The sequence below is a fragment of the Anaerostipes butyraticus genome (assembly GCF_016586355.1).
In the GTDB taxonomy this organism is placed as follows: Bacteria; Bacillota; Clostridia; order Lachnospirales; family Lachnospiraceae; genus Anaerostipes; species Anaerostipes butyraticus.
In genome coordinates this window covers 19,991-41,946 of the sequence record NZ_BLYI01000002.1, presented here as the reverse complement: position 1 = coordinate 41,946, position 21,956 = coordinate 19,991, and the positions used below count along the sequence as shown (strand labels likewise).

Annotated in this window: 23 protein-coding genes; 19 read left to right on the top strand and 4 right to left on the bottom strand. The window is 39.3% G+C overall.

All coding sequences use genetic code 11. The features are described from left to right. Nucleotides 1-34: 34 nt before the first annotated feature. Nucleotides 35-1,366: a chromosomal replication initiator protein DnaA gene (dnaA, locus tag JMF81_RS00235; protein ID WP_201309517.1), complete on the bottom strand. Its 1,332-nt coding sequence runs from the start codon at nt 1,364-1,366 to the stop codon at nt 35-37. A 460-nt stretch (nt 1,367-1,826) separates the two neighbouring features. On the opposite strand from dnaA, the gene rpmH reads away from it, so the two are divergent. From rpmH to rsmG, 8 genes are all read left to right on the top strand, one after another. After that, a complete protein-coding gene (gene rpmH / locus JMF81_RS00230; protein ID WP_008392981.1) occupies nt 1,827-1,961 on the top strand; it encodes a 50S ribosomal protein L34 in 135 nt (44 codons plus the stop codon). A 48-nt stretch (nt 1,962-2,009) separates the two neighbouring features. Continuing rightward, a complete protein-coding gene (rnpA, locus tag JMF81_RS00225; protein WP_201309516.1) occupies nt 2,010-2,390 on the top strand; it encodes a ribonuclease P protein component in 381 nt (126 codons plus the stop codon). Beyond that, a complete protein-coding gene (gene yidD / locus JMF81_RS00220) occupies nt 2,353-2,595 on the top strand; it encodes a membrane protein insertion efficiency factor YidD (protein ID WP_201309515.1) in 243 nt (80 codons plus the stop codon). The genes rnpA and yidD overlap by 38 nt, the downstream gene beginning before the upstream one ends. A 74-nt stretch (nt 2,596-2,669) precedes the next feature. Then, a complete protein-coding gene (locus JMF81_RS00215; RefSeq protein WP_243282490.1) occupies nt 2,670-3,596 on the top strand; it encodes a YidC/Oxa1 family membrane protein insertase in 927 nt (308 codons plus the stop codon). 1 nt (nt 3,597) lies between these two features. Continuing rightward, nucleotides 3,598-4,416 carry an RNA-binding cell elongation regulator Jag/EloR gene (gene jag, locus JMF81_RS00210; RefSeq protein WP_201309513.1) on the top strand — a complete coding sequence of 273 codons (819 nt, stop codon included), beginning with the start codon at nt 3,598-3,600 and terminating at the stop codon, nt 4,414-4,416. Between the two features lie 47 nt (nt 4,417-4,463). Continuing rightward, entirely contained in the window at nt 4,464-5,837 is a 1,374-nt protein-coding gene (gene mnmE / locus JMF81_RS00205) for a tRNA uridine-5-carboxymethylaminomethyl(34) synthesis GTPase MnmE (RefSeq protein WP_201309512.1), read from the top strand. A gap of 2 nt (nt 5,838-5,839) precedes the next feature. Next, nucleotides 5,840-7,723 carry a tRNA uridine-5-carboxymethylaminomethyl(34) synthesis enzyme MnmG gene (gene mnmG / locus JMF81_RS00200; protein WP_201309511.1) on the top strand — a complete coding sequence of 628 codons (1,884 nt, stop codon included), beginning with the start codon at nt 5,840-5,842 and terminating at the stop codon, nt 7,721-7,723. A 2-nt stretch (nt 7,724-7,725) separates the two neighbouring features. After that, a complete protein-coding gene (gene rsmG / locus JMF81_RS00195; protein WP_201309510.1) occupies nt 7,726-8,436 on the top strand; it encodes a 16S rRNA (guanine(527)-N(7))-methyltransferase RsmG in 711 nt (236 codons plus the stop codon). Here the strand turns inward: rsmG and JMF81_RS00190 are convergent. After that, nucleotides 8,433-9,383 (bottom strand): alpha/beta fold hydrolase, encoded by a 951-nt coding sequence (locus JMF81_RS00190; RefSeq protein ID WP_243282489.1) that lies wholly within the window; start codon nt 9,381-9,383, stop codon nt 8,433-8,435. The two genes, rsmG and JMF81_RS00190, sit on opposite strands and share 4 nt — an antisense overlap. 132 nt (nt 9,384-9,515) lie before the next feature. Between JMF81_RS00190 and JMF81_RS00185 the strand changes: the two genes are divergently transcribed. The 9 genes from JMF81_RS00185 (at nt 9,516) to JMF81_RS00145 (ending at nt 18,260) form a co-directional block, all read left to right on the top strand. Continuing rightward, nucleotides 9,516-10,265, top strand: a complete 750-nt coding sequence (locus JMF81_RS00185) for a hypothetical protein (RefSeq protein ID WP_201309509.1) — start codon at nt 9,516-9,518, stop codon at nt 10,263-10,265. 19 nt (nt 10,266-10,284) lie between these two features. Then, nucleotides 10,285-11,970, top strand: a complete 1,686-nt coding sequence (argS, locus tag JMF81_RS00180) for an arginine--tRNA ligase (RefSeq protein WP_201309508.1) — start codon at nt 10,285-10,287, stop codon at nt 11,968-11,970. A gap of 284 nt (nt 11,971-12,254) precedes the next feature. After that, nucleotides 12,255-13,025: a ParA family protein gene (locus JMF81_RS00175; RefSeq protein ID WP_201309507.1), complete on the top strand. Its 771-nt coding sequence runs from the start codon at nt 12,255-12,257 to the stop codon at nt 13,023-13,025. Beyond that, entirely contained in the window at nt 13,025-13,921 is an 897-nt protein-coding gene (locus JMF81_RS00170; RefSeq protein ID WP_201309506.1) for a ParB/RepB/Spo0J family partition protein, read from the top strand. Before JMF81_RS00175 ends, JMF81_RS00170 begins: the two co-directional genes overlap by 1 nt. Before the next feature lie 14 nt (nt 13,922-13,935). Further along, a complete protein-coding gene (locus JMF81_RS00165) occupies nt 13,936-14,427 on the top strand; it encodes a DUF4446 family protein (RefSeq protein ID WP_201309505.1) in 492 nt (163 codons plus the stop codon). A 25-nt stretch (nt 14,428-14,452) separates the two neighbouring features. Continuing rightward, complete coding sequence (gene serS, locus JMF81_RS00160; RefSeq protein WP_201309504.1) at nt 14,453-15,739, top strand: serine--tRNA ligase; 1,287 nt, start codon at nt 14,453-14,455, stop codon at nt 15,737-15,739. A 24-nt stretch (nt 15,740-15,763) separates the two neighbouring features. Beyond that, on the top strand, nt 15,764-16,435 hold the full coding sequence (locus JMF81_RS00155) for a response regulator transcription factor (protein WP_201309503.1): 672 nt from the start codon (nt 15,764-15,766) through the stop codon (nt 16,433-16,435). Further along, entirely contained in the window at nt 16,432-17,454 is a 1,023-nt protein-coding gene (locus JMF81_RS00150; RefSeq protein ID WP_201309502.1) for a sensor histidine kinase, read from the top strand. Before JMF81_RS00155 ends, JMF81_RS00150 begins: the two co-directional genes overlap by 4 nt. A gap of 14 nt (nt 17,455-17,468) precedes the next feature. Continuing rightward, complete coding sequence (locus JMF81_RS00145) at nt 17,469-18,260, top strand: histidinol-phosphatase HisJ family protein (RefSeq protein ID WP_201309501.1); 792 nt, start codon at nt 17,469-17,471, stop codon at nt 18,258-18,260. A 50-nt stretch (nt 18,261-18,310) separates the two neighbouring features. On the opposite strand, the gene JMF81_RS00140 is transcribed toward JMF81_RS00145, so the two are convergent. Continuing rightward, entirely contained in the window at nt 18,311-18,517 is a 207-nt protein-coding gene (locus tag JMF81_RS00140; protein ID WP_201309500.1) for a hypothetical protein, read from the bottom strand. A gap of 57 nt (nt 18,518-18,574) precedes the next feature. Then, complete coding sequence (locus JMF81_RS00135; RefSeq protein ID WP_201309499.1) at nt 18,575-18,925, bottom strand: cupin domain-containing protein; 351 nt, start codon at nt 18,923-18,925, stop codon at nt 18,575-18,577. Between the two features lie 198 nt (nt 18,926-19,123). On the opposite strand from JMF81_RS00135, the gene JMF81_RS00130 reads away from it, so the two are divergent. Together JMF81_RS00130 and JMF81_RS00125 are read left to right on the top strand one after the other, a co-directional pair. Then, the gene (locus tag JMF81_RS00130) at nt 19,124-19,891 is read left to right on the top strand and encodes an ABC transporter ATP-binding protein (protein WP_201309498.1); all 768 of its coding nucleotides are present in this window, start codon (nt 19,124-19,126) and stop codon (nt 19,889-19,891) included. Beyond that, nucleotides 19,881-21,944, top strand: coding sequence for an FtsX-like permease family protein (locus JMF81_RS00125; RefSeq protein ID WP_201309497.1), 2,064 nt, complete (start codon nt 19,881-19,883; stop codon nt 21,942-21,944). The genes JMF81_RS00130 and JMF81_RS00125 overlap by 11 nt, the downstream gene beginning before the upstream one ends. Nucleotides 21,945-21,956: the final 12 nt, after the last annotated feature.

Here is a 21,956-nt window from a genome sequence, read left to right as displayed (position 1 = left end):
CAAGTTATCCACAGAATTTGTGGATAACTTGCCTTTATTCCATCTTTTTCGTAATTACATCTATAATATTCTGTAAATTTGAGTCTTTCTTTAAATCTTTCTCAATTTTTTCTACTCCGTGTATGACCGTAGAGTGATCTCTTTTGCCGATAACCTCCCCAATTTTCACAAGAGAAGTATCTGTAAGTTTTTTGCAGAGATACATACAGATCTGTCTAGGATAGGCAATGTCGTGGCTTCGTTTTTTGGAAATAATATCACTTGTCTGAATATTGTAATGCTCTGCCACGGTTTTCAGGATCAGTTCAGGTGTGATTTTCTGTTTGCTTTTATTATCAATCAGATCCTGGAGAGCTATCTTTGACAGTTCCAGATCAATCGGCTGTTTATTTAATTTGGAATATACTTTAATCTTATTTAAAGCGCCTTCCAGATCACGGATATTGGATTTGATGTGTGTGGCTATGTAGTCAAAAATTTCATCATCAATATAAATATGATCCAATTCGGCCCGTTTGCGCAGAATTGCTATCTTTGTCTCATAATCCGGCGGCTGGATATCTACTGTCAGGCCCCAGCTGAACCGGCTGCGAAGCCTTTCTTCCAGGACATCCAGATCTTTTGGCGGCTTATCTGAAGAAAGTATAATTTGTTTTTTTGAGTTATAAAGAGCGTTAAATGTATGGAAAAATTCCTGCTGAGTGCTGTCTTTTCCTATAATAAACTGAATATCATCGACCAGCAGCACATCAATACTGCGGTATTTATTTCGAAGCTCTTCCTGCTTTTTGTGCTGGATGGAATTAATGACTTCGTTTGTAAAATCTTCACTGGTCACATACAAAACATTCAGATTACTGTCATGTTCTATGATGTAGTGAGCAATGGAGTGCATCAGATGAGTCTTTCCGAGTCCGGCGCCGCCGTATAAAAATAAAGGATTGTAGGCTTCAGCCGGAGCTTCGGCAACCGCAATGCTGGCTGCATGAGCCATTTGATTGTTATCTCCGATGACGAATGTATCGAAAGTATAGCGGGGATTCAGATTATTATCATCCTGTACAGGTTCTTTTGTGGAAGATTTCTCGGAAGCGCCGTCTTTCTCGAGTTCAAATATAATATCATATTTTTTTCCCGTTAAATCCTGTATCGCCAGAGAAATGTAGAAGTCATACATCTTCTTTTTAATAAACTGAATGCCTCGTTCTCCATATTTTGCATCCAGAGATAGAATAATATTGTTATTTTGAACATCTTCAATATGAAGAGGTTTGATCCAGGCATTGATGGCTGCGCTGGAGACATCGTGTTCCTGTTCCAGTTTAATGAGTACATCGTCCCAGATGTTTTCAATGTTATTTTTCATGAATAATCCAGATCCCTTTCTACAAATTTTTATAAAAGTGCATATGGGTGCACTATGTTTATAGTATAACAAAATTGTTTTTTTTTCAATGATTGTTTCCACAGGATTGAAAAATTATGTGGATAGTTGGTCACAGGGTGTGGATAACTCATTCCACACTCTGCACATGCCGAAAAGCAAGGAAAAATCAGAGTTCTGGTAAAAAAATGAAGATTATATTCACATTTTATCATCAAGTTATGCACATGTTACCCACAAATTGTGGATAACATTTTCAACATCCACAATATCTATGGGTGCACGTATTTATCTGAAAAAAACGAATTATTTGCTTGACATTCCTATGAGCCTTTGTCTATAATAGGTTTGATGTTCTTTAAAAAAACGTATTTTTTGTGTGCGTAAAAGCGGATAGAGATACGTATTTGTATAATAATGAGAGTTAAGGAGGTGTTGGAAGATGAAAATGACATTTCAGCCGAAGAAAAGACAGAGATCTAAGGTGCATGGATTCAGAAAAAGAATGAGTACTGCTAACGGAAGAAAAGTTCTTAAGAGCAGAAGAGCAAAAGGAAGAAATAGATTATCAGCTTAGGTCGCAGAGATGTGGCCTTTTCTTTTCTCTATTAATAAGGAAGAGATTATGAAGCATTATCATTCATTAAGGAAAACGATGGATTTCCAGCTGGTTTACCGCACAGGAAGATCGAAAGCTAATAAATATCTGGTATTCTATTATAAAAAGAATTCTTTTGGATACAATCGATTAGGGATTTCAGTCAGCAAGAAAGTTGGAAACAGCGTAGTAAGACATCGTGTGACACGATTGATTCGAGAAAGTTACCGATTAAATCAGGAAAAATTGAAGAATGGTTACGATATTGTAATAGTTGCAAGAAATACGGCAAAAGATATTGATTATCATAAAATGGAAAGCGCATTTATGCATCTGGCAGGTCTGCACCATTTAAAAAGAGTTGATGAAGTTGAAAAAGATATTAATTGCAATCATTCAGTTTTATAGGAAACATTTATCGAAATTAAAGGGAAGAGGAACATGTATTTATGTTCCAACTTGTTCGGAATATGCCATTGAAGCTTTGGAAAAGCACGGAGTTATAAAAGGAAGCCTTTTGGCAGTTTATCGTATTTTAAGATGCAACCCCTTTTCCAAGGGTGGATATGATCCTGTTCCGGAAGTAAGGAAAGGAAAAAGGTACGAAAAATGATGTTGTTGTCGCAAGCTCAGAGTGTGAGCACGGGAGGCATATTATCTCCTATTGTAAGAGTTTTTGGATGGATTATGGAAGGAATCTATGTCGGATTATCTTCTATAGGAATTTATAATGTCGGCTTGTGTATTATTCTGTTTACATTGATTTCAAAGATTATTATTCTGCCTCTTACTATGAAGCAGCAGAGATCTTTAAAGATCAACCAGGTAGCACAGCCGGAGATCAACAAGATTACGAAGAAATACAGAAATAAAAGAGATCAGGCTTCTATGATGAAGCAGCAGGAAGAGATGCAGAAGGTATATGATAAGTATGGAACCAGTCCGACCGGAGGCTGCGCTACAACTCTGATCCAGTTTCCAATTATCATGTCTCTGTATTATGTTGTGCGTGCTGTGGAATTATATATTCCTCAGATTGCCGCAGATATTAAAACACATGCAAATATTTATGAGTTGATTCCAGGAACCGGAATTGATATTAATGCAACTCCTGGATTCAGAATCAGTCCATTGCTGATCGTTCCGATCCTTTCATTTATCTTCCAGTTTCTGAGTGCGAAGACATCAATGTCTACATCACAGATGGATGAGAATACGCCAGGTGCTGGAATGACGAAGAGTATGATGTATACAATGCCTCTTATGTCATTGTTTATGTGTTTGTCTCTGCCGGTAGCATTAGGTGTTTACTGGACGGCCAGCGCATTGTTCCAGTGGATTCAGCAGATGATGTTCCATGCATATTATAATCATGCGGATATGGATAAGATCATTGCCAAGAGCCGTGAAAAAGCAGCGAAGAAGAAAAAGAAAAAAGGTCCTTCTATGTATGAAAGGATGCTGGGAGCATCTGCACAGCAGCAGACACAGGGCGGTGACATTAAGAAGAGCGCAAACGTGAAATCCACAAAAAATGTGGCTTACACCGGAAATTCTAAAGGAGGAATTGCATCCAAAGCGAATGCACTGAACCGGAAAAAGGGAGGTAAATAACATGTCATCTAGGAGATTTACTGGAAAAACTGAATCAGATGCAGTCATGAATGCCGCAATGGAATTAGGAATTCCAAGTACCGACCTTGATTATGAAGTCATTGATCCAGGAAGTAATGGTTTTTTTGGACTATTCAGGAAACCGGCAATTATTGAAATAAAGGAAAAGGTGAAAGAGCCTGTGGCTGAGAAGCAGGAGAAGCCGGCACCTGCAAAGCCGCAAAAGCAAACGAAAAAAGAAGAAAAGAAGCGGGAAAAGAAGCCGGAGAAAAAGAATAATACTCAGAATAAGAAACCGGCTCCAAAACAGAAAGACGCTTCTGTTCAAAAAGAAAAGAAAAAGAGTAAGGTTCCGGAAAATCTTGATGAGATTACCCGGAGTACAGAAAAATATCTGGATGAAGTTCTAAGAGCAATGGGACTGAATCCAAAATTGAACCTGTATTATAACCGCAGGGACAATGTTTTAAATATCAATGTTTCCGGAGAAAAGATGGGAGCGTTGATCGGAAAACACGGACAGACGTTGGATGCACTGCAGTATCTGACCAGCCTGTTCGTTAATAAGAAAAGTGAATCTTACATTAAGATTAAACTGGATACTGAAAATTATAGGGAAAGAAGACAGCAGACTTTAGAGAAACTGGCAGGAAGCATTGCTTACAAAGTAAAGAAGAATAAAAAACCAATTTATCTTGAGCCTATGAATCCGAACGAAAGAAGGATTATTCATTCTGCCCTTCAGAGGGATCCGGATGTTATCACAAAGAGTGAGGGAAAAGACCCTTACCGTAAAGTTGTTGTTATGCTTAAAAAATAAGAATGAAAGGCTGCCTTGTTTAGGCAGCTTTTTTTGAGGATGTGAAAATGAAAACAGATACAATTGCAGCAATTGCAACTCCGATGACAAACAGCAGCATCGGAATTATAAGAATCAGCGGGGATGATTCCCTGGAAATTATAGAAAAAGTATTTAAGGCAAAGAAAAAGAAAAGTATGAAAGAAGTTCCATCTTATACAGCGCATTATGGTTATGCATATGACGGGGATAAGATGCTGGACGAGTGTATTGTTCTGGTCATGAAAGGACCTCATTCCTATACAACGGAAGATGTTGTGGAAATTAACTGTCATGGCGGAACCATGGTGATGAAAAAAATTCTGGAAGCGGTTGTAAAAGCAGGAGCCCGTCCGGCGGAACCTGGGGAATTTACAAAACGTGCTTTCCTGAATGGAAGAATTGATCTGTCAGAAGCGGAAGCTGTGATGGATTTGATCCATTCCAAAAATGAGTTCGCCCTAAAATCATCTCTGAAACAGCTTCAGGGTGTTCTGGGAGATAAAATCGTATCTATCAGAAAGAAGATCATTCACAGCGTGGCATTTATCGAGTCCGCTTTGGATGACCCCGAACATTATTCGATTGATGGGTTTGCCGATGAACTGAAAGAGCAGATTCTGGAAATTATGAAAGAATTAAAATATTTTCTGGATCACGCAGACAATGGAAGAATTCTGAAGGAAGGAATTCAGACAGTGATTGTCGGAAAACCAAATGCAGGAAAATCATCTCTCCTAAATATGCTTCTTGGAGAAGACCGGGCAATCGTAACAGACATTGCAGGAACAACGAGAGACGCCCTGGAAGAGTCAATACAGATCAATGGCATTACCTTAAATATCATTGATACTGCGGGAATCAGAGAGACGGATGATCTGGTAGAACGAATGGGAGTTGACAGAGCCAAAAAACTTCTGAAACGGGCAGATCTGATTCTGTATGTGGTAGATACTTCTGTACCGCTGACTTCAGAGGATACACAGATTTCCGTTCTGATCCATGGAAAGCAGACCATTGCTCTTATGAATAAGTCGGATCTGGAACCGGTTGTAAAGGCTCAGGATCTGAAAGACAAAGGTTTTGAAAATATTGTTGAGATATCAGCAAAAGAGAAAAAAGGACTGGATGCACTGTATGATAAAATCAATACAATGTTTTTCCGAGGCGAAGTGACATTTAATGATGAAATATATATTACCAATGTCCGGCATAAAAACGCAGTATCAAATGCGCTGGACAGCCTGAATCTTGTACTGAACAGTATTGAGAAGGGCATGCCGGAGGATTTCTTCTCTATTGATCTCCTGGATGCTTATGAGCAGCTGGGATTCATTATAGGAGAATCTGTTAGTGAAGATCTTGTAAACGAAATTTTTTCAGAGTTTTGTATGGGTAAATAAAAATGAGAAATTTAGAAGAAACATATGATGTTGTCGTTGTAGGAGCAGGGCATGCCGGATGCGAAGCGGCTCTGGCATGCGCAAGGCTTGGACTTGAAACTATCTGTTTTACTGTCAGCATGGACAGCATTGCACTGATGCCGTGTAATCCTAACATAGGAGGAAGTTCTAAGGGACATCTGGTACGGGAAGTAGACGCGCTTGGCGGTGAGATGGGGAAAAATATTGATAAGACATATCTTCAGTCAAAGATGCTCAATCGGTCGAAAGGTCCGGCGGTTCATTCTTTGAGAGCTCAGGCAGATAAGAAGATGTATTCCATGGAAATGACAAAAGTCATGGAGAATACAGATCATCTGACGGTGCGTCAGGGAGAAGTAACAGATATCCTTGTGGAAGACAAAAAGATCACAGGCGTTAAAACTTATTCCGGGGCTGTTTATCATGCCAGAGCAGTAATTCTCACAACAGGTACTTATCTGAAGGCGAGATGTATCTATGGAGATGTAACAAATGAGACAGGACCAAATGGCCTTCAGGCAGCAAATTATCTTACGGAGTCATTAAAAGCCAATGGAATTTCCATGCGGAGATTTAAGACAGGAACGCCGGCGAGAATTGACCGGAATACGATTGATTTTGATAAGATGGAAGAGCAGTTTGGAGATCAGAAGATCGTTCCATTTAGTTTTACCAATAAGGAAGAGGATATCAGACGGGATCAGATTTCATGCTGGCTTACGTATACGACCGAGGAAACACATCAGATTATCAGAGAGAATATTGATCGTTCTCCGCTGTTTTCCGGAGCGATCGAAGGCACAGGGCCACGTTATTGTCCGTCGATTGAGGATAAGATCGTAAAATTTCCGGACAAACCAAGACATCAGGTATTCATTGAGCCGGAAGGGGAATATACCAGTGAGATGTATGTGGGAGGAATGTCAAGTTCTCTCCCTGAGGATGTGCAGTATGCCATGTATCACAGTGTTCCGGGGCTTGAGAATGCAAAAATCATACGGAATGCCTATGCGATCGAATATGACTGCATTGATGCAACGCAGTTAAAACCATCTCTGGAATTTAAAGCGATTCAGGGCCTGTTCAGCGCAGGACAGTTTAATGGAAGCTCCGGTTATGAAGAAGCAGCAGCTCAGGGACTGATGGCCGGAATCAATGCGGCACGGATGATTCAGGAAAAAGATCCGATCATTTTAGATCGTTCTCAGGCTTATATAGGAGTTCTGATTGATGATCTGGTAACGAAAGAAACATTTGAGCCATATCGCATGATGACTTCCAGAGCAGAATACCGTCTGCTTCTCAGACAGGATAATGCAGATCTGCGGCTGACCAAAATCGGTCACGAAGCTGGTTTGATTGATGATGAAAGATATGAGCATCTTTTGAAAAAGGAAAAGCAGATAGAGGAAGAAGAAAAACGGCTTGATCATGTAAATATCGGAGCGGGAAAAGAAGTACAGAGTCTTCTGGAATCTCTTGGAAGTACAGCCTTGAAATCTGGAGCATCGATCAAGGAACTGATCCGCCGTCCGGAACTTAATTATATGGCGCTTGCGCCAATTGATCCTGAGCGTCCTGCGCTGCCGGAAGATGTTCAGGAACAGGTAAATATCAATATAAAATATGAAGGATATATCCGGCGTCAAATGTCACAGGTGAAACAGTTTAAGAAAATGGAAAAGAAAAGAATTCCGGAAGATATTGATTATGAGGATGTTGGAAGTCTGAGGATTGAGGCAAGACAGAAACTATCTAAGATCAGACCAGCGTCCATCGGGCAGGCTTCAAGAATTTCAGGTGTTTCGCCGGCAGATATTTCGGTGCTGTTGATTTATCTGGAACAGATGCATCACAGGAGATAAAAATGGAAAGATTAAGACAAAAAGCTGAGCAGATGGGGCTGTTTCTGGATGACAGTCAGACTGCCTGTTTTCAGAAATATTATGAAATGCTGGTTGAGAAGAATAAAGTGATGAACCTGACCGCTATTACAGAAAAAGAGGAAGTTATAGATAAACATTTTGTGGATAGTCTGGCTTTTGTAAAAACCGGATTGGAAACATCTGGAAAAAAACTCCTGGATCTTGGAACAGGGGCAGGATTTCCAGGGATTCCTCTTAAGATCGCATTTCCGGAAATGAAAATTCTTTTGCTGGATTCTTTGAATAAGAGAGTTCGATTCCTGCAGGAAGTCATTGACGCACTTGGGCTGGAGGGAATTGAAGCCCTGCACGGCCGTGCAGAAGATTTTGCAAAACAGAAAAAATACAGGGAAAACTTTGACTATGTGGTTTCCAGGGCCGTTGCCAATCTTTCTGTTTTGTCAGAATACTGTATTCCATATGTATCAGCAGGAGGATATTTCCTGCCGTATAAATCCGGTGATGTAAGTCAGGAAATAAAAGAATCAGAAAAAGCAGTGAAGATTCTTGGAGGAGAAATGGAAGATGTAGTATCCTTTGAGATTCCGGGAACGGATATTCATCGTACGATACTGAAAATAAGAAAAAAGAAAGCAGCCCCAAAACGCTTTCCGAGAAAAGCGGGGCTGCCATCAAAAGAGCCGATTCATTAAAAGAAAATCCGGCATATATTCAGCAGACTCTCAGGATCCTCCAGCTGAGGAAGATATTTTGTATTATGAACAAAGCTTCCTTCGATGGAAGGGTTGACGACCTGATATTGTTCCAGTGTATTTTGAGCATCCGGTATATTCTGACCGATAGCAAGGTAAATACTGTTGTCTACATTCTTAAGGGCATTCATCAGGTTGCAGTCAATATATCCTGATTTCAGGCTGGCATATAAATATCTGCATCGGGATCCGCCCAGATGAGCCGCATTATAGTAAGCATTTACATATGAAGCTTTTACATTGGATGGATTCTGATAATATTTTTTATAGAAGCGATGTTCCACCATTGGCATGGAATGAATGATATTGTAGGTAAAGGTACCAAAAATCGGGCATTCCAGCATATATTTCAGAAGCATTCTGCGTCGGCCAGGGAAATGTTTTGAAACTGACATGTTATCAGGATTGATAAACAGCAGTTTGTTGAAGTTTTCTTTTTCCATATTGCAGGCCTGTACAACGATAGAACAGGAATTGCCGGCGGCAATAATATCTGTTTTCTCGTGTATAATGTCTTTGATAAAATCATTGATCAGCTGTACGTAGAGATAACTGGTATAGGTGATTTTAGGTTTGTCAGAGCGACCGCAGCCGATCAGATCCATGGTATAGACAGTATGATGTTTGGCAAGAGGATGGATCATATCCCGGTAAACTAATTCATTGCTTCCACTGTTAAGCTGATGAATCAGGAGAATCGGACTTCCATGTCCCTGCTTTGTATAGAAGATATTGCCAAATCTCCATTGATACGTATTAGCATTTGTGGATGGCAGAGCATCTTTCAAACTGCAGATAAAAAAGATGGCACGATTGATCAGATAGATGCCTGCTGTGGTCAGCACCGCAAGCACTGCCAAATTTTTCAGTTTATTATATTTTTTCATAGGTAACTCCTTTCTGTGTCGGGTACCAGCTTTTATACTCTATGATACTATTATATGATAAACTTGCTTTTGATACAATAATACTTTGCTTTCTTCTTTTTTTCGTTTATGATAGAGATAAAGGTGGTTTAAATGGAAAAGAAAATGGATAAAGATAATTTAATCAATCAGATTTATGATTATCTGACACAGGAGGTCAGTGAACACTATAAGACAAAAGAACTTTTATCGAGAGAACTGTATCAGGATCAGAAAGAAAAAGATCGTAAGGTAAAAGATGTATCAGATCAAAATCGGATCTATCAGATTCGAAAAGTCTTTTCTCCCCTCGATTTTGAGGAAGAAACCAAAAAAGAAGATAATATGGTGGACACTTCGGAACTTGACGCCAGGATCAGGAGCAGGAAAAAAGAAATACAGGAAGAAGAAGATAAGATTCATATGCTGTCCGGATATTTGAAAGGTCTGGAAGAAAATTATTTTGTTTCCAGTACCGGGAATCAGAGTGAAGATGAAATCATACCATTTCTTCCTGCGTTTTGGAAGCTGATAGAACATGTCAAGGCGGTTCATCCGGACGTACGAATCAATTACAAAAAAACAGACGATCTGTCTGATGTGCTGCTTCATCTGTCCTTTTTAAAAGGATTTTATGCTGTGATTCGTTTTATGTTATATGAAATCGGAGTTTACGTCATAAATATCGAAACGTATATCGATGAGGATAAAACATTAATAAGATTTCAGATGAAGCCGAAAATACCAGGAGACATCTCGATTTTTAAAAATAAAAAGTATACTTTAGATAAAGAATTGACAAAAGAATTTTCTATTGTGAGATGGAAGACAAATTCGGTTATCATACAGGCTTTAATGAAATAAAAACAAAAAGGAGAAAAAAATGAAAGAGAAAATAATCAGCCTATTAGATCAGACGATAGAGGAACTTGATAAGGATAAGATTTCTGATATTCTGGAAATCCCTCCAAAAGAGGATATGGGAGATTTTGCCTTTCCATGTTTTCAGCTGGCAAAAATATTCCGCAAAGCGCCGAATATGATTGCTCAGGAAATTGCTGAGAAGATCCCGGAATCTGATGATCTTTCAAAAGTTGAGGCAGCAGGACCATATGTGAACTTTTATGTAAATAAGGAAGTCTTTGTGAAAGAAGTACTTGGCAAGGTTCAGAAGGGATATGGATCTTCGGATATAGGAAAAGGGAAGACGATCTGTATCGATTATTCTTCACCAAATGTAGCGAAAAATTTCCATGTAGGACATCTTCGTACAACAATCATTGGCAATTCGCTGTATCATATTTTTACAAAACTTGGATACCATGTGGAACGCATCAACCATCTGGGGGACTGGGGAACCCAGTTTGGAAAGCTGATCGTAGCCTATAAAAAATGGGGAAGCAAAGAAGCTGTAGAAGAGAGAGGAATTCCGGAACTTCTGGATCTGTATGTAAAATTCCATAAAGAAGCAGAAAAAGATGATTCTTTGAATGACCAGGCAAGAGAATGGTTTGTAAAAATGGAAGAGGGAGATGAAGAAGCTCTTTCTATCTGGAAATGGTTTAAAGATATCAGTCTGGTAGAATATAAAAGAATTTACCGGATATTAAATGTAGATTTTGATCATTATACCGGAGAAAGTTTCTATCGGGATAAAACCGGAGCAGTGGTAGAAGAATTAAAAGAAAAAGGACTTCTGAAAGAAAGCGAAGGCGCAATGATCGTTGATCTCGATGAGTATGATATGGCTCCGTGTCTGATTACAAAGAAGGATGGAAGTTCTATTTATGCAACAAGAGATCTGGCAGCAATCTTCTATCGTAAGAATACGTATCATTTTGATAAATGTATTTATGTTACCGGATTGGAGCAGAAACTTCATTTTGCGCAGGTATTTAAAGTTGTAGAACTGATGGGATATGAGTGGGCAAAGGATCAGCTGATTCATGTGCCTTATGGACTTGTTAGTCTGGAAGGAGGAAAACTCTCTACAAGAAGCGGAAATATTGTTTATGCTGAAGATATTTTGAAAGAATCTGTTTCTAAGATCAAGGAGATTATTGAAGAGAAAAATCCGGATCTTGAAGATAAAGATGATGTGGCTCATAAAGTGGGAATCGGTGCAATTATCTTTAATGATTTGTATAATCAGAGAATTAAAGATGTAACATTTACATGGGATAAGATTCATAGTTTTGATGGAGAAACAGGGCCTTATGTTCAGTATACGTATGCAAGAGCAGCCAGTGTTTTAAGAAAAACAGGACTGACAGAAGTTGGAGAAATAGATCCTTCTCTGATTACAGATCCGACATCAGTAGCACTCTTAAAGGAAATTGAAAAATTCCCTGAAGCAGTTAAAACAGCAGCGGATCGTCTGGAACCATCTGTAGTATCAAGATATGTGATGGGAGTAGCTCAGGCATTTAATCGTTTTTATCATGAGAACCAGTGTAACATAGAAGATGAGAATCTTATGAAAGCCAGAGTCAAACTTGTTATTCTTGCAAAAAATATTATTTCAGATGCTTTGGAATTATTAGGAATTCAGTGTCCGGAGCAGATGTAAAAATGTATATAGAAAAAGCAGCGCATTTGCGCTGCTTTTTCTATTTCATGGAAATGGTTTTTTATAAAATAAAAATGCTCCGTAAGGATCATATTATGAAGAAGCAGCAGTCCGCCGCAGACGAAAAATATTGTAAAGCAGAATTCTTTCTTTATGGGATTTCAAAAAATGTTTCACGTGAAACATTTTTTGAATGATATCTTTTTTTTATACAAATGTTTCACGTGAAACATATAGAAAAGAAAAAACAATAGTGTTATAATGAGTTCTAAAAGGAGAATCATATGGGAAGAATTATTGCTATTGCGAATCAAAAGGGAGGCGTGGGAAAGACGACCACAGCCGTAAATCTTTCAGCAGCTTTGGCAGCCCGAGGCAAGAAAACCTTGATTATTGATATGGATCCCCAGGGAAATACAACGACAGGATTAGGCCTGGACAAAAATAATCTGGATAAGACCATATATGAAGTAATCACAGATGAATATTCTATCCAGGAATGTATTCGAGAAGAACTTTTCGATAATTTATCACTTCTTCCTGCAAACCGCAATCTGGCTGGTGCAGAGATTGAATTGATGACTGTGGATAGAATGCAGTATATTGTGAAGGAAAATCTGAAAAAAATCAGGGATAATTATGATTTTATCATTATTGACTGCCCGCCGGCGCTTGGAATGCTGACAGTAAATGCAATGACCGCAGCGGATACGGTAATCGTACCAATTCAATGTGAATTTTACGCACTGGATGGACTGACTCAGCTGATCTATACGATTGAACTGATCCAAAAGAGCCTGAATCCAAAATTAACTATTGAGGGTGTGGTTTTTACAATGTATGATGCGAGAACGAATCTTTCGCTGCAGGTTGTTGAGAATGTTAAATCTTATTTGAACCAGAATATTTATAAGACCATCATCCCAAGAAATGTAAGACTGGCTGAAGCTCCTAGTCATGGACTCCCGATTAATCTTTATGATCCAAGTTCAGTAGGGGCGGAGAGTTATGGATTTCTTGCGGAAGAAGTAATTGAAAATGGAGGGATGGAATAGTGTCAGGAAAAAGAAAAGGACTTGGGAGAGGACTGAATACATTAATACCAAGCGCTCCAATTCCAGATGCAAAGATGGAAGATATAGCAGAGATGACAAAACAAAAATCTGAATATCCGGAGATGACACTTTCAATTAACGAAATTGAACCAAATCCAGATCAGCCAAGAAATCAATTTGATGAAGACAGTCTGCAGGAACTGGCAGATTCCATTCAGCAGTATGGGGTTTTGCAGCCGCTTCTTGTAAAGAAAAAAGATGGATATTATGAAATCATTGCAGGAGAACGCCGCTGGAGAGCTGCCAAAATAGCAGGAGTAGACAAGGTTCCAGTCATTGTGAGAGACTTTGATGAAAATGAGATTGTTGAGATCGCTCTGATTGAGAATATTCAGAGAGAGGATTTAAGTCCAATCGAAGAGGCACTGGCTTATCAGAGACTTATGAAAGAGCATCATTTAAAACAGGATCAGATTGCTGAAAAAGTAAGTAAAAGCCGTGCTGCGATTACGAATTCGCTTCGACTTTTAAAACTTGATCCGAGAGTACAGGATATGCTGGAAGAAGAGATGATCAGCACAGGACATGCACGGGCGCTGCTTGCGATCCATGACGGAGATCTGCAGTATGAGATTGCAGTGAAAGTATTTGACGAGAAGCTCAGTGTAAGGGACATTGAAAAAATGGTAAAGGATCTGAATCGTCCAAAGAAAGAAAAAGCGAAGGAAGATACAGAGTATCAATTTCTGTATAAAGATTTGGAAGAATCAATGAAGCAGATCCTTGGAAGTAAAGTCAGCATTAAAAATAGAAAAAATAATAAAGGAAAGATTGAAATCGAATACTATTCCAGAGATGAACTGGAGAGAATTGTAGATATGATTCGATCAATTTAGGAGGAACACATAAAATGTTAGACATGTTAAGGAGCATCGATCCCCTGTATTTGATTCTGGGGCTTTCGGGTGCGTTTTTACTTGCTTTTCTGCTGATCATCATCTTGCTGGTGAAAGTCAGCCGTCTGAAAAAAAGATACAGGATTTTTATGACTGGTCATGATGGAAAATCCATGGAAGAAAAAATTTATGAAAACTTTGATGTCATGAATGATATTGTAGGAGAACAGAGAAGAATTGACCGGGACATGAATAAAATGAGAAAACAGTACTCTCATGTATTTTCTAAAATGAAAGTGTATAAGTACAATGCCTTTCCTGATATGGGAGGCGAGACAAGTTTTGTGATCGGCCTTCTGGATGACAATAACAATGGAACTTTATTAAATGGAATGAACAGTCAGAACGGCGCCTATGTTTATGCAAAAGAAATTGTAAATGGAGAATCCAAAACTGCTTTATCAAAAGAAGAAATTATAACATTAGAAGACTGTATCAATCAGTAAAATATAATCATTATTGGAGGAAATTATGTTAGATATTAAATTTTTGAGAGAAAATCCGGAGATCGTGAAACAGAATATTAAAAATAAGTTTCAGGATCAGAAACTTCCTTTAGTTGACGAAGTGATCGAACTCGATAAAGAAAACAGGGAAATTAAACAGGAAGTACAGGGTCTGAGAGCAAAAAGAAATAAGATGTCCAAACAGATTGGCGCATTGATGGGACAAGGAAAAAAAGAGGAAGCAGAGGAAGTAAAACAGCAGGTAACATCCTTTGCAGATCGGATTGAAGAGCTCTCTGAGAGAGAAAAAGAAGTAGAAGAGAAGATCAAAAAGATCATGATGACGATTCCAAATATCATTGATCCATCCGTACCGATCGGAAAAGATGACAGTGAAAATGTGGAAGTTGAAAGGTTTGGCGAGCCGGTTGTTCCGGATTTCGAAATCCCATATCACACAGACATTATGGAAAGTTTTGACGGAATTGACTTAGACAGTGCAAGAAAAGTAGCAGGAAATGGTTTTTATTATCTGATGGGAGATATTGCCAGACTTCATTCTGCAGTGATTGCTTATGCAAGAGATTTTATGATCAACCGTGGATTTACTTATTGTGTTCCGCCGTTTATGATTCGAAGCAATGTCGTAACAGGAGTTATGAGTTTTGATGAAATGGATGCCATGATGTACAAAATTGAAGGAGAGGATCTGTATCTGATCGGTACCAGTGAGCATTCTATGATTGGAAAATTCATTGATACTACATTAGAAGAAGAATCACTTCCAAGGACATTGACAAGTTATTCTCCATGCTTCAGAAAAGAAAAGGGAGCTCATGGTATTGAAGAAAGAGGAGTCTACCGAATTCATCAGTTTGAAAAACAGGAAATGATCGTTGTCTGCAAGCCGGAAGAAAGCAAAGACTGGTATGAAAAATTGTGGAAAAATACAGTAGATTTATTCCGTTCTATGGATATTCCGGTAAGAACACTGGAATGCTGTTCCGGAGATCTTGCAGATCTGAAAGTAAAATCTGTGGATGTAGAAGCATGGTCACCAAGACAGAAAAAATATTTTGAAGTAGGAAGCTGCTCTAATCTTGGAGATGCTCAGGCAAGAAGATTAAGAATCAGAGTCAAAGGAGAAAATGGAAACTACTTTGCTCATACACTGAATAATACAGTTGTTGCTCCGCCAAGAATGCTCATCGCGTTCCTGGAAAACAACCTCCAGGAAGATGGAAGTGTTCGGATTCCAGAAGTATTACGGCCGTATATGGGCGGAATGGAAGCAATGATACCAAAAAAATAAGACAGAAAGCAGAGGCAGCGGATAATGGAAAAAGGGAAAATCTTAGTAATAGAAGACCATAAACCGATCCGTGATGAACTGTGCGGCTTCTTATCCAGATATGGATATGAAGCAAAATCTCTGACGAACTATGAAACAATAATTGAAGATTGTATAAAAGAACAGGCAGATTTGATACTTTTAGATATCAATCTGCCTGTTCTTGATGGATATTATATTTGCAGGGAAATCAGAAGCCGGTCAGATGTCCCGATTATTGTGGTAACGAGCAGAGACAGTGAAATGGATGAATTAATGAGTATGAATCTGGGAGCAGATGATTTTGTTACAAAGCCATATAATACCCAGATTCTGATGGCAAGGATTGAATCAATTCTAAGAAGAAGTCAGAAAACAGAGACGCAAAATGCAATTGTGTGTAAAGGACTGAGAGTATGCTTGAACGACAGCACCGCAGAATATGAGGGAAGAAAAATCGAACTGACGAAAAATGAAATACGTATTTTGTATACATTAATAAAGCATCAGGGGAGCATTGTTTCCAGAGATGAATTGATGGAAATGTTATGGCAGTCTAATGAATTTATAGATGATAATACTCTGACTGTTAATGTAAATCGCCTGAGAAAAAGAATGGAATCCATTGGATGGAAAAATCAGATTCATACAAAGAGAGGCCAGGGGTATATAGTATGACGGTCAGAGAGTATGTCAAAGACTATAAGATGAATTTTATTCTTCAGATTCTGTTTTTTGTGATTCTTATATTTATTTTACTTACTCTGAATCTGGATACGTTTGCAGTCATCTACATTGCATGTATTGGTATTTTATGTATGCTCATTGCGGCTGTCTATGACTATATGAGGAAGAGAAGATTTTATCATGATCTGAAACAATATTTTGGAACAATGGATCATAAATATCTCATTTCGGAAATGCTGGGAAAACCAGAATTTATGGAAGGAAAAATGTTCTGGAATTATATGCAGGATATCTGTAAAGATGCAAATGATGAACTTTTGAATTATAAACGGCAGTCCGCGGAATACAGGGAGTATATCGAGATGTGGATCCATGAAGTAAAGACCCCGGTTGCCGCAATGAAACTGATAGCGGAAAATCATCCGGATGAGCGGATGAAGCAAATGGCAGAAGAAGTAGAAAAGGTAGATTACTATCTGGATCAGGCGCTGTATTATGCCAGAAGCAGCGGCGTTGAGAAAGACTACATGGTAAAGGAACTGAATATAAAAGAAGTTGTGGAAAAAGTGTTAAGGACCAATGCCAGACTGTTGATAAAATCAAAAGTAAGAGTCAGAATGGAAAATCTGGAAAAGACAATTTACAGTGATGAAAAGTGGATTGAGTTTATTTTGAAACAGATTATCATCAATGCAGTAAAATACAGGAGAGAGGGAGACTGTCAGATAGAGTTTCGGGAAAGAGAATTATCAGAACAGGTTATTTTGGAAATTACGGATAATGGCATAGGAATTTCTCCGAGAGACCTTCCAAAAGTAACACAAAAAGGATATACTGGAACTACAGGACGAAAATATGCAAAATCAACAGGAATGGGATTATATCTGTGCAGCTGTCTTTCGAGGAAGCTGGGGCTTCATTTTTCCATTGAATCGGAAGAAGGGGCCTGGACCAAAGTCCGCATCGGATTCCCGAGAAATTCCATGACATTTCTGAAAAAGGAAGAATAATCAGGAGGTTTTGAATGTTAGCAGATTATCATGTACATTCTTATTTTAGTGAAGATACTGACTGCCCGATGGAGAAGGAAATAAAGAAAGCCATTGAGACAGGTCTGGATGAACTTTGTTTCACTGAGCATGTCGATTATGGAATCCCGACAGTAGATCAATGTGATTATGACAGCTATTTTGAGGAATTCTTCAGAATGAAGGAAAAGTATCAGGATCAGATCTGCCTGAAAGCGGGAATTGAATTTGGGGTTCAGGTTCATACGGTTCCGGAATATGAAGAAGCATTTAAAAAATATCCTTTTGATTTTGTACTGCTTTCTTTCCATCAGGTAGATGACAAAGAATTCTGGAGACAGGATTTTCAGAAGGGAAAAACGCAGGAAGAGTATAATCGAAGATATTATGAAGAGATTCTGAAAACAGTAAAAATTTATAAGAATTACAGTGTGATCGCACACATGGATGTAATCAAACGATATGATCTTCAGGGAGAGTATCCGTTTGAAAAAATACAGGATTTAGTGAAACAGATTTTTGAAGTGATCATTCCGGATGGCAGGGGAATCGAGCTCAACACATCAAGCAGAGCTTACAAGTTAAAGAGTCTGATGCCTTCCAGAGAGATTCTTGAGCTGTATCATCAAATGGGAGGAGAAGTCATTACCATTGGATCGGACGCCCATAATGAAGAGAGGATTGGGGAAGATGTGAAAGAAATGCAGGAACTGCTCAAAGAAATCGGATTTCAGGGAATCTGCACTTTTGACCGGATGCAGCCGGTCTTTCATCCATTTGAAGCATAATCAGACAACGGGAAGTCATAATCCGGCAGAGGAGGACTTCCCGTTTGTTTTTAAGAATCTTCTTCCGGTTCCACATCTTCAGGAATGAAAGGAGGTTTATAAGGATACAGATCCAGATAAGCTTCATCCTCTTCTTCTGTGGCTGGCTCCACCCGGATCAGGCCGGTGCAGTCAGATGCGGAACAAACACTGCAGTAGTCAAAGATATGTTCGTCAATTTCTTCGTTGGTTAACTGGCGTTTTTTCTTTTTCTCCATAAAAAATCAGCCCCTTTCGTAAAGATAGTATGGCTGATTTTTTTCATCCTATGCAGATTATTTGTCCAGAAGAATCAGAGCGATCAAAACCAGATCTTCATCTCCGATATTTTCAATACCATGTCCACAGCCGCTCATAGTATAAGTTGTGTCACCGGCATGAACTTCATAGGTTTCTCCATTATCATTGTAAAGACCAGTGCCCTGGAGAATATGATAGGCTTCTCCTTCATCCTGATGTTCATGATATCCAAAAGAACATCCTGGCGGAATTACGATCTTGCCAAATAAACGGCTGCTGTTTTTCATTTCTGTTTTCGTAAGAAAACTGGTTTTATAAATGGTTCCTTTGCCGCCGCGGGCATTTTCAACTGCTTCCATTTTTACATCTTCATTTTTCAGATACACGATGCCACCTCCGTATAGATTTTTCTTTAATTCAAGTATAATGGTTTTCAGATGAAAAAACAATGATGGATGAAAAGTGACAGAACTGTAAGATAAGCGTAAGCAAATTCGATGGAAGAAGAGATTTGCTGATGATATATTAAAATTAAGCTGAGAGACCGGAAAGCTGAAAAAAAGAAAGAAGGAGAGTGCATAGACATGAAGCCGATTCTTGAGGTAAAGAATATAGAAAAATATTATGGAAATAAAGGAAATGTAACGAAAGCGATCAACCGGATCAGCTTTGATGTGGAGCCGGGAGAATATGTAGGAATTATGGGAGCCTCCGGAAGTGGTAAGACGACACTGCTCAACTGCATTTCAACGATTGACAAAGTGACATCCGGAAGGATCCTGGTCAATGGAAAGGATATTACGAAACTGAAAGGGAAGCAGCTGTCCAGATTTCGAAGAGAGCAGCTGGGATTTGTTTTTCAGGAGTTTAATCTTCTGGATACACTGACCATATATGAGAATATTGCTTTGGCTCTGACCATCATGAAGACGCCGGCAAAAGAGATAGAAGACCGGGTCAGATCCATTGCGGAGCGTCTTTTGATCGGAGATATCCTGGAGAAATATCCTTATCAGGTTTCCGGAGGACAGAAGCAGAGAACCGCGTGTGCCAGAGCCATTGTTTCCAATCCGTCTCTGATCCTGGCAGATGAACCGACAGGAGCTTTGGACAGCAAATCTGCGAGGATGCTTCTTGACAGCATTGAAACGCTGAACCTGGAACTGAATGCAACCATTCTTATGGTAACTCATGATGCATTTACCGCAAGCTACTGTAAGAGAATCCTGTTTATCAAAGACGGCAAGATTTTCAACGAACTGATTCGGGGAGACGACTCCAGAAAACAGTTTTTTGATAAGATCATTGAGGTTGTGACTCTGCTGGGAGGTGACAGTACCAATGTATTTTAAGATCGCACTGCATAATGTAAAAAAGAGTATAAAAGACTATACCATCTATTTTCTGACACTGGCGTTCGGAATCTGTCTGTTTTATCTGTTTAATTCTATTCACAGCCAGCAGGCGATCCTGGAAATCAATGAAAGTCAGAGATCTATGCTGGCACTCATTCAGACAATGATCAGCGGAATCTCCATTTTTGTAGCGGTGATCCTGGGACTTCTGATCATCTATGCCAATCAGTATCTGATGAAGCGCCGTCATAAGGAAATGGGAATTTATCTTCTGCTGGGAATGGAGAAAGGACAGGTGTCCAGAATTCTGATTCTGGAGACACTGTTTATCGGAATTTTCGCCCTGGCAGCAGGTCTGGCAGCAGGTATTTTTCTGTCACAGGGATTTTCCATTCTGACGGCAAAAATGTTTGCGGTAAAAATGAAAGAATTTCAGTTTATCTTTTCCAGAGAGGCTTTTCTGCAGACCATCCTGTATTTTGTGCTGATATTTCTGATTGTTATGTTATTTAACGGAGTATCCATATCGAGATATAAGATCATCGATCTGCTGCATTCCGGAAAGAAAAATCAGAAAATGAGAATCAAAAATCTGTGGATTTCAGTCGTTCTGTTTATCATATCCATTGTCTGCCTGGGAGCGGCATATTACAATATCTGGGAAAATGGAATGATGCAGGTAGACTGGCAGTTTAAGCTCAGTATTGTACTGGGAATTGCGGGAACTTTTCTATTCTTTTTTTCTCTGTCTGGATGTTTCCTGAATCTGGTGAAAGGAAGAAAAGGTTTTTATTACCGGGGATTGAATCTGTTTATTTTCCGGCAGCTGAATTCAAAGATTACGACGACCTTTATTTCCATGTCCATGCTGTGCCTGATGCTGTTTCTTGCCATCTGTGCATTCGCCACGGGAACCGGCATGGCAGAGACGCTGAACAGCAATCTGGAGGCAGTGTCGCCGTTTGATTATTCTCTGTATGTCAATTCAGATGAAGATGGGAATCTGAAGAGCGGAGACGAAGTTTTGAACGATCTTAAGAGGGATGGAATTGAAATTGAGAAATATGCGGAACCTGTAAACACTATAACATTGTATTATCAGAAAGACGGGACAGACCGGAATCTGACCATGGAACCATTTCTGAAGGGAAGGGAATCACTGAGCAGTTATCCGAAAAAACAGGTGGAGGAGCTGATGGACGAAAATATATCTCTGATCCGGCTGTCCGATTACAATAACTTTCTGAAAATAAAGGGAAGAGATCCCATTACTTTGAAGAAGAATCAGTATGCTGTCAGCTGCAATTTTGAAAATGTAAAAGACGCGTTTCAGGATGCGGTAGATGACGGGCAGGAACTGACAATCAATGGACAGAAAATGAAGCCGCTGGGAAGAATGCTCACGGATGTGTATGTGAATACATCCATTCAGATGGATGCGGGAACGCTGATCCTGCCGGACGATGTGATGGATAAAATGCAGATAAAGCCGGTTTTCGGTTATATTAATATCCTCTGGAAATCTTCGTATTCCGGTCATTCCGAAGTCTTAAGCCATGAGATCGAAGATGTATACGGCGATGACCAGATATCTCCATCCGGAAATCAGAGACCGTTTCAGTCTTCCTTTTCCAGGGAAGAGGTCTATGAACAGGGGGCTGGACTTAGTACGATTATTATCTATATTGCGATCTATATCGGAATTGTATTTCTGATCACCAGTGCGGCGGTTCTGGCGCTGCAGCAGCTCAGTGAGAATGCGGACAATCTTCCAAAATACCGGCTTCTGGCAAGGCTGGGAACGGAAGACCAGATGATCAGAAGCGCCATAAAGGCACAGATTATCACATATTTCCTGATTCCGATGAGTCTTGCCCTGGTACATTCCTATGTGGCAATCAGAATTGTCTCCATTGTGATTTCTCAGCTGGGACATATGGATGTTGCCGGCGCAGTATTTAAATCAGTTGCGGCAGTTTTATGTATTTATGGAGGATATATGGCAGCAACTTATTTTGGCAGTAAAAATATGCTGCGGGACAGATCGTAAAAGTGAATAAAT

What these genes read in the sequence shown, in the direction of transcription:
- JMF81_RS00190 (WP_243282489.1), bottom strand. Translation starts at nt 9,383, where the DNA reads ATGAAAAAATATAATAAACTGAAAAATTTGGCAGTGCTTGCGGTGCTG.
- JMF81_RS00215 (WP_243282490.1), top strand. Translation starts at nt 2,670, where the DNA reads ATGGAAGGAATCTATGTCGGATTATCTTCTATAGGAATTTATAATGTC.
- JMF81_RS00145 (WP_201309501.1), top strand. Translation starts at nt 17,469, where the DNA reads ATGTTAGCAGATTATCATGTACATTCTTATTTTAGTGAAGATACTGAC.
- JMF81_RS00185 (WP_201309509.1), top strand. Translation starts at nt 9,516, where the DNA reads ATGGAAAAGAAAATGGATAAAGATAATTTAATCAATCAGATTTATGAT.
- rnpA (WP_201309516.1), top strand. Translation starts at nt 2,010, where the DNA reads ATGAAGCATTATCATTCATTAAGGAAAACGATGGATTTCCAGCTGGTT.
- dnaA (WP_201309517.1), bottom strand. Translation starts at nt 1,366, where the DNA reads ATGAAAAATAACATTGAAAACATCTGGGACGATGTACTCATTAAACTG.
- mnmE (WP_201309512.1), top strand. Translation starts at nt 4,464, where the DNA reads ATGAAAACAGATACAATTGCAGCAATTGCAACTCCGATGACAAACAGC.
- JMF81_RS00125 (WP_201309497.1), top strand. Translation starts at nt 19,881, where the DNA reads ATGTATTTTAAGATCGCACTGCATAATGTAAAAAAGAGTATAAAAGAC.
- jag (WP_201309513.1), top strand. Translation starts at nt 3,598, where the DNA reads ATGTCATCTAGGAGATTTACTGGAAAAACTGAATCAGATGCAGTCATG.
- JMF81_RS00140 (WP_201309500.1), bottom strand. Translation starts at nt 18,517, where the DNA reads ATGGAGAAAAAGAAAAAACGCCAGTTAACCAACGAAGAAATTGACGAA.
- JMF81_RS00155 (WP_201309503.1), top strand. Translation starts at nt 15,764, where the DNA reads ATGGAAAAAGGGAAAATCTTAGTAATAGAAGACCATAAACCGATCCGT.
- rpmH (WP_008392981.1), top strand. Translation starts at nt 1,827, where the DNA reads ATGAAAATGACATTTCAGCCGAAGAAAAGACAGAGATCTAAGGTGCAT.
- rsmG (WP_201309510.1), top strand. Translation starts at nt 7,726, where the DNA reads ATGGAAAGATTAAGACAAAAAGCTGAGCAGATGGGGCTGTTTCTGGAT.
- JMF81_RS00130 (WP_201309498.1), top strand. Translation starts at nt 19,124, where the DNA reads ATGAAGCCGATTCTTGAGGTAAAGAATATAGAAAAATATTATGGAAAT.
- serS (WP_201309504.1), top strand. Translation starts at nt 14,453, where the DNA reads ATGTTAGATATTAAATTTTTGAGAGAAAATCCGGAGATCGTGAAACAG.
- argS (WP_201309508.1), top strand. Translation starts at nt 10,285, where the DNA reads ATGAAAGAGAAAATAATCAGCCTATTAGATCAGACGATAGAGGAACTT.
- mnmG (WP_201309511.1), top strand. Translation starts at nt 5,840, where the DNA reads ATGAGAAATTTAGAAGAAACATATGATGTTGTCGTTGTAGGAGCAGGG.
- JMF81_RS00165 (WP_201309505.1), top strand. Translation starts at nt 13,936, where the DNA reads ATGTTAGACATGTTAAGGAGCATCGATCCCCTGTATTTGATTCTGGGG.
- JMF81_RS00150 (WP_201309502.1), top strand. Translation starts at nt 16,432, where the DNA reads ATGACGGTCAGAGAGTATGTCAAAGACTATAAGATGAATTTTATTCTT.
- JMF81_RS00175 (WP_201309507.1), top strand. Translation starts at nt 12,255, where the DNA reads ATGGGAAGAATTATTGCTATTGCGAATCAAAAGGGAGGCGTGGGAAAG.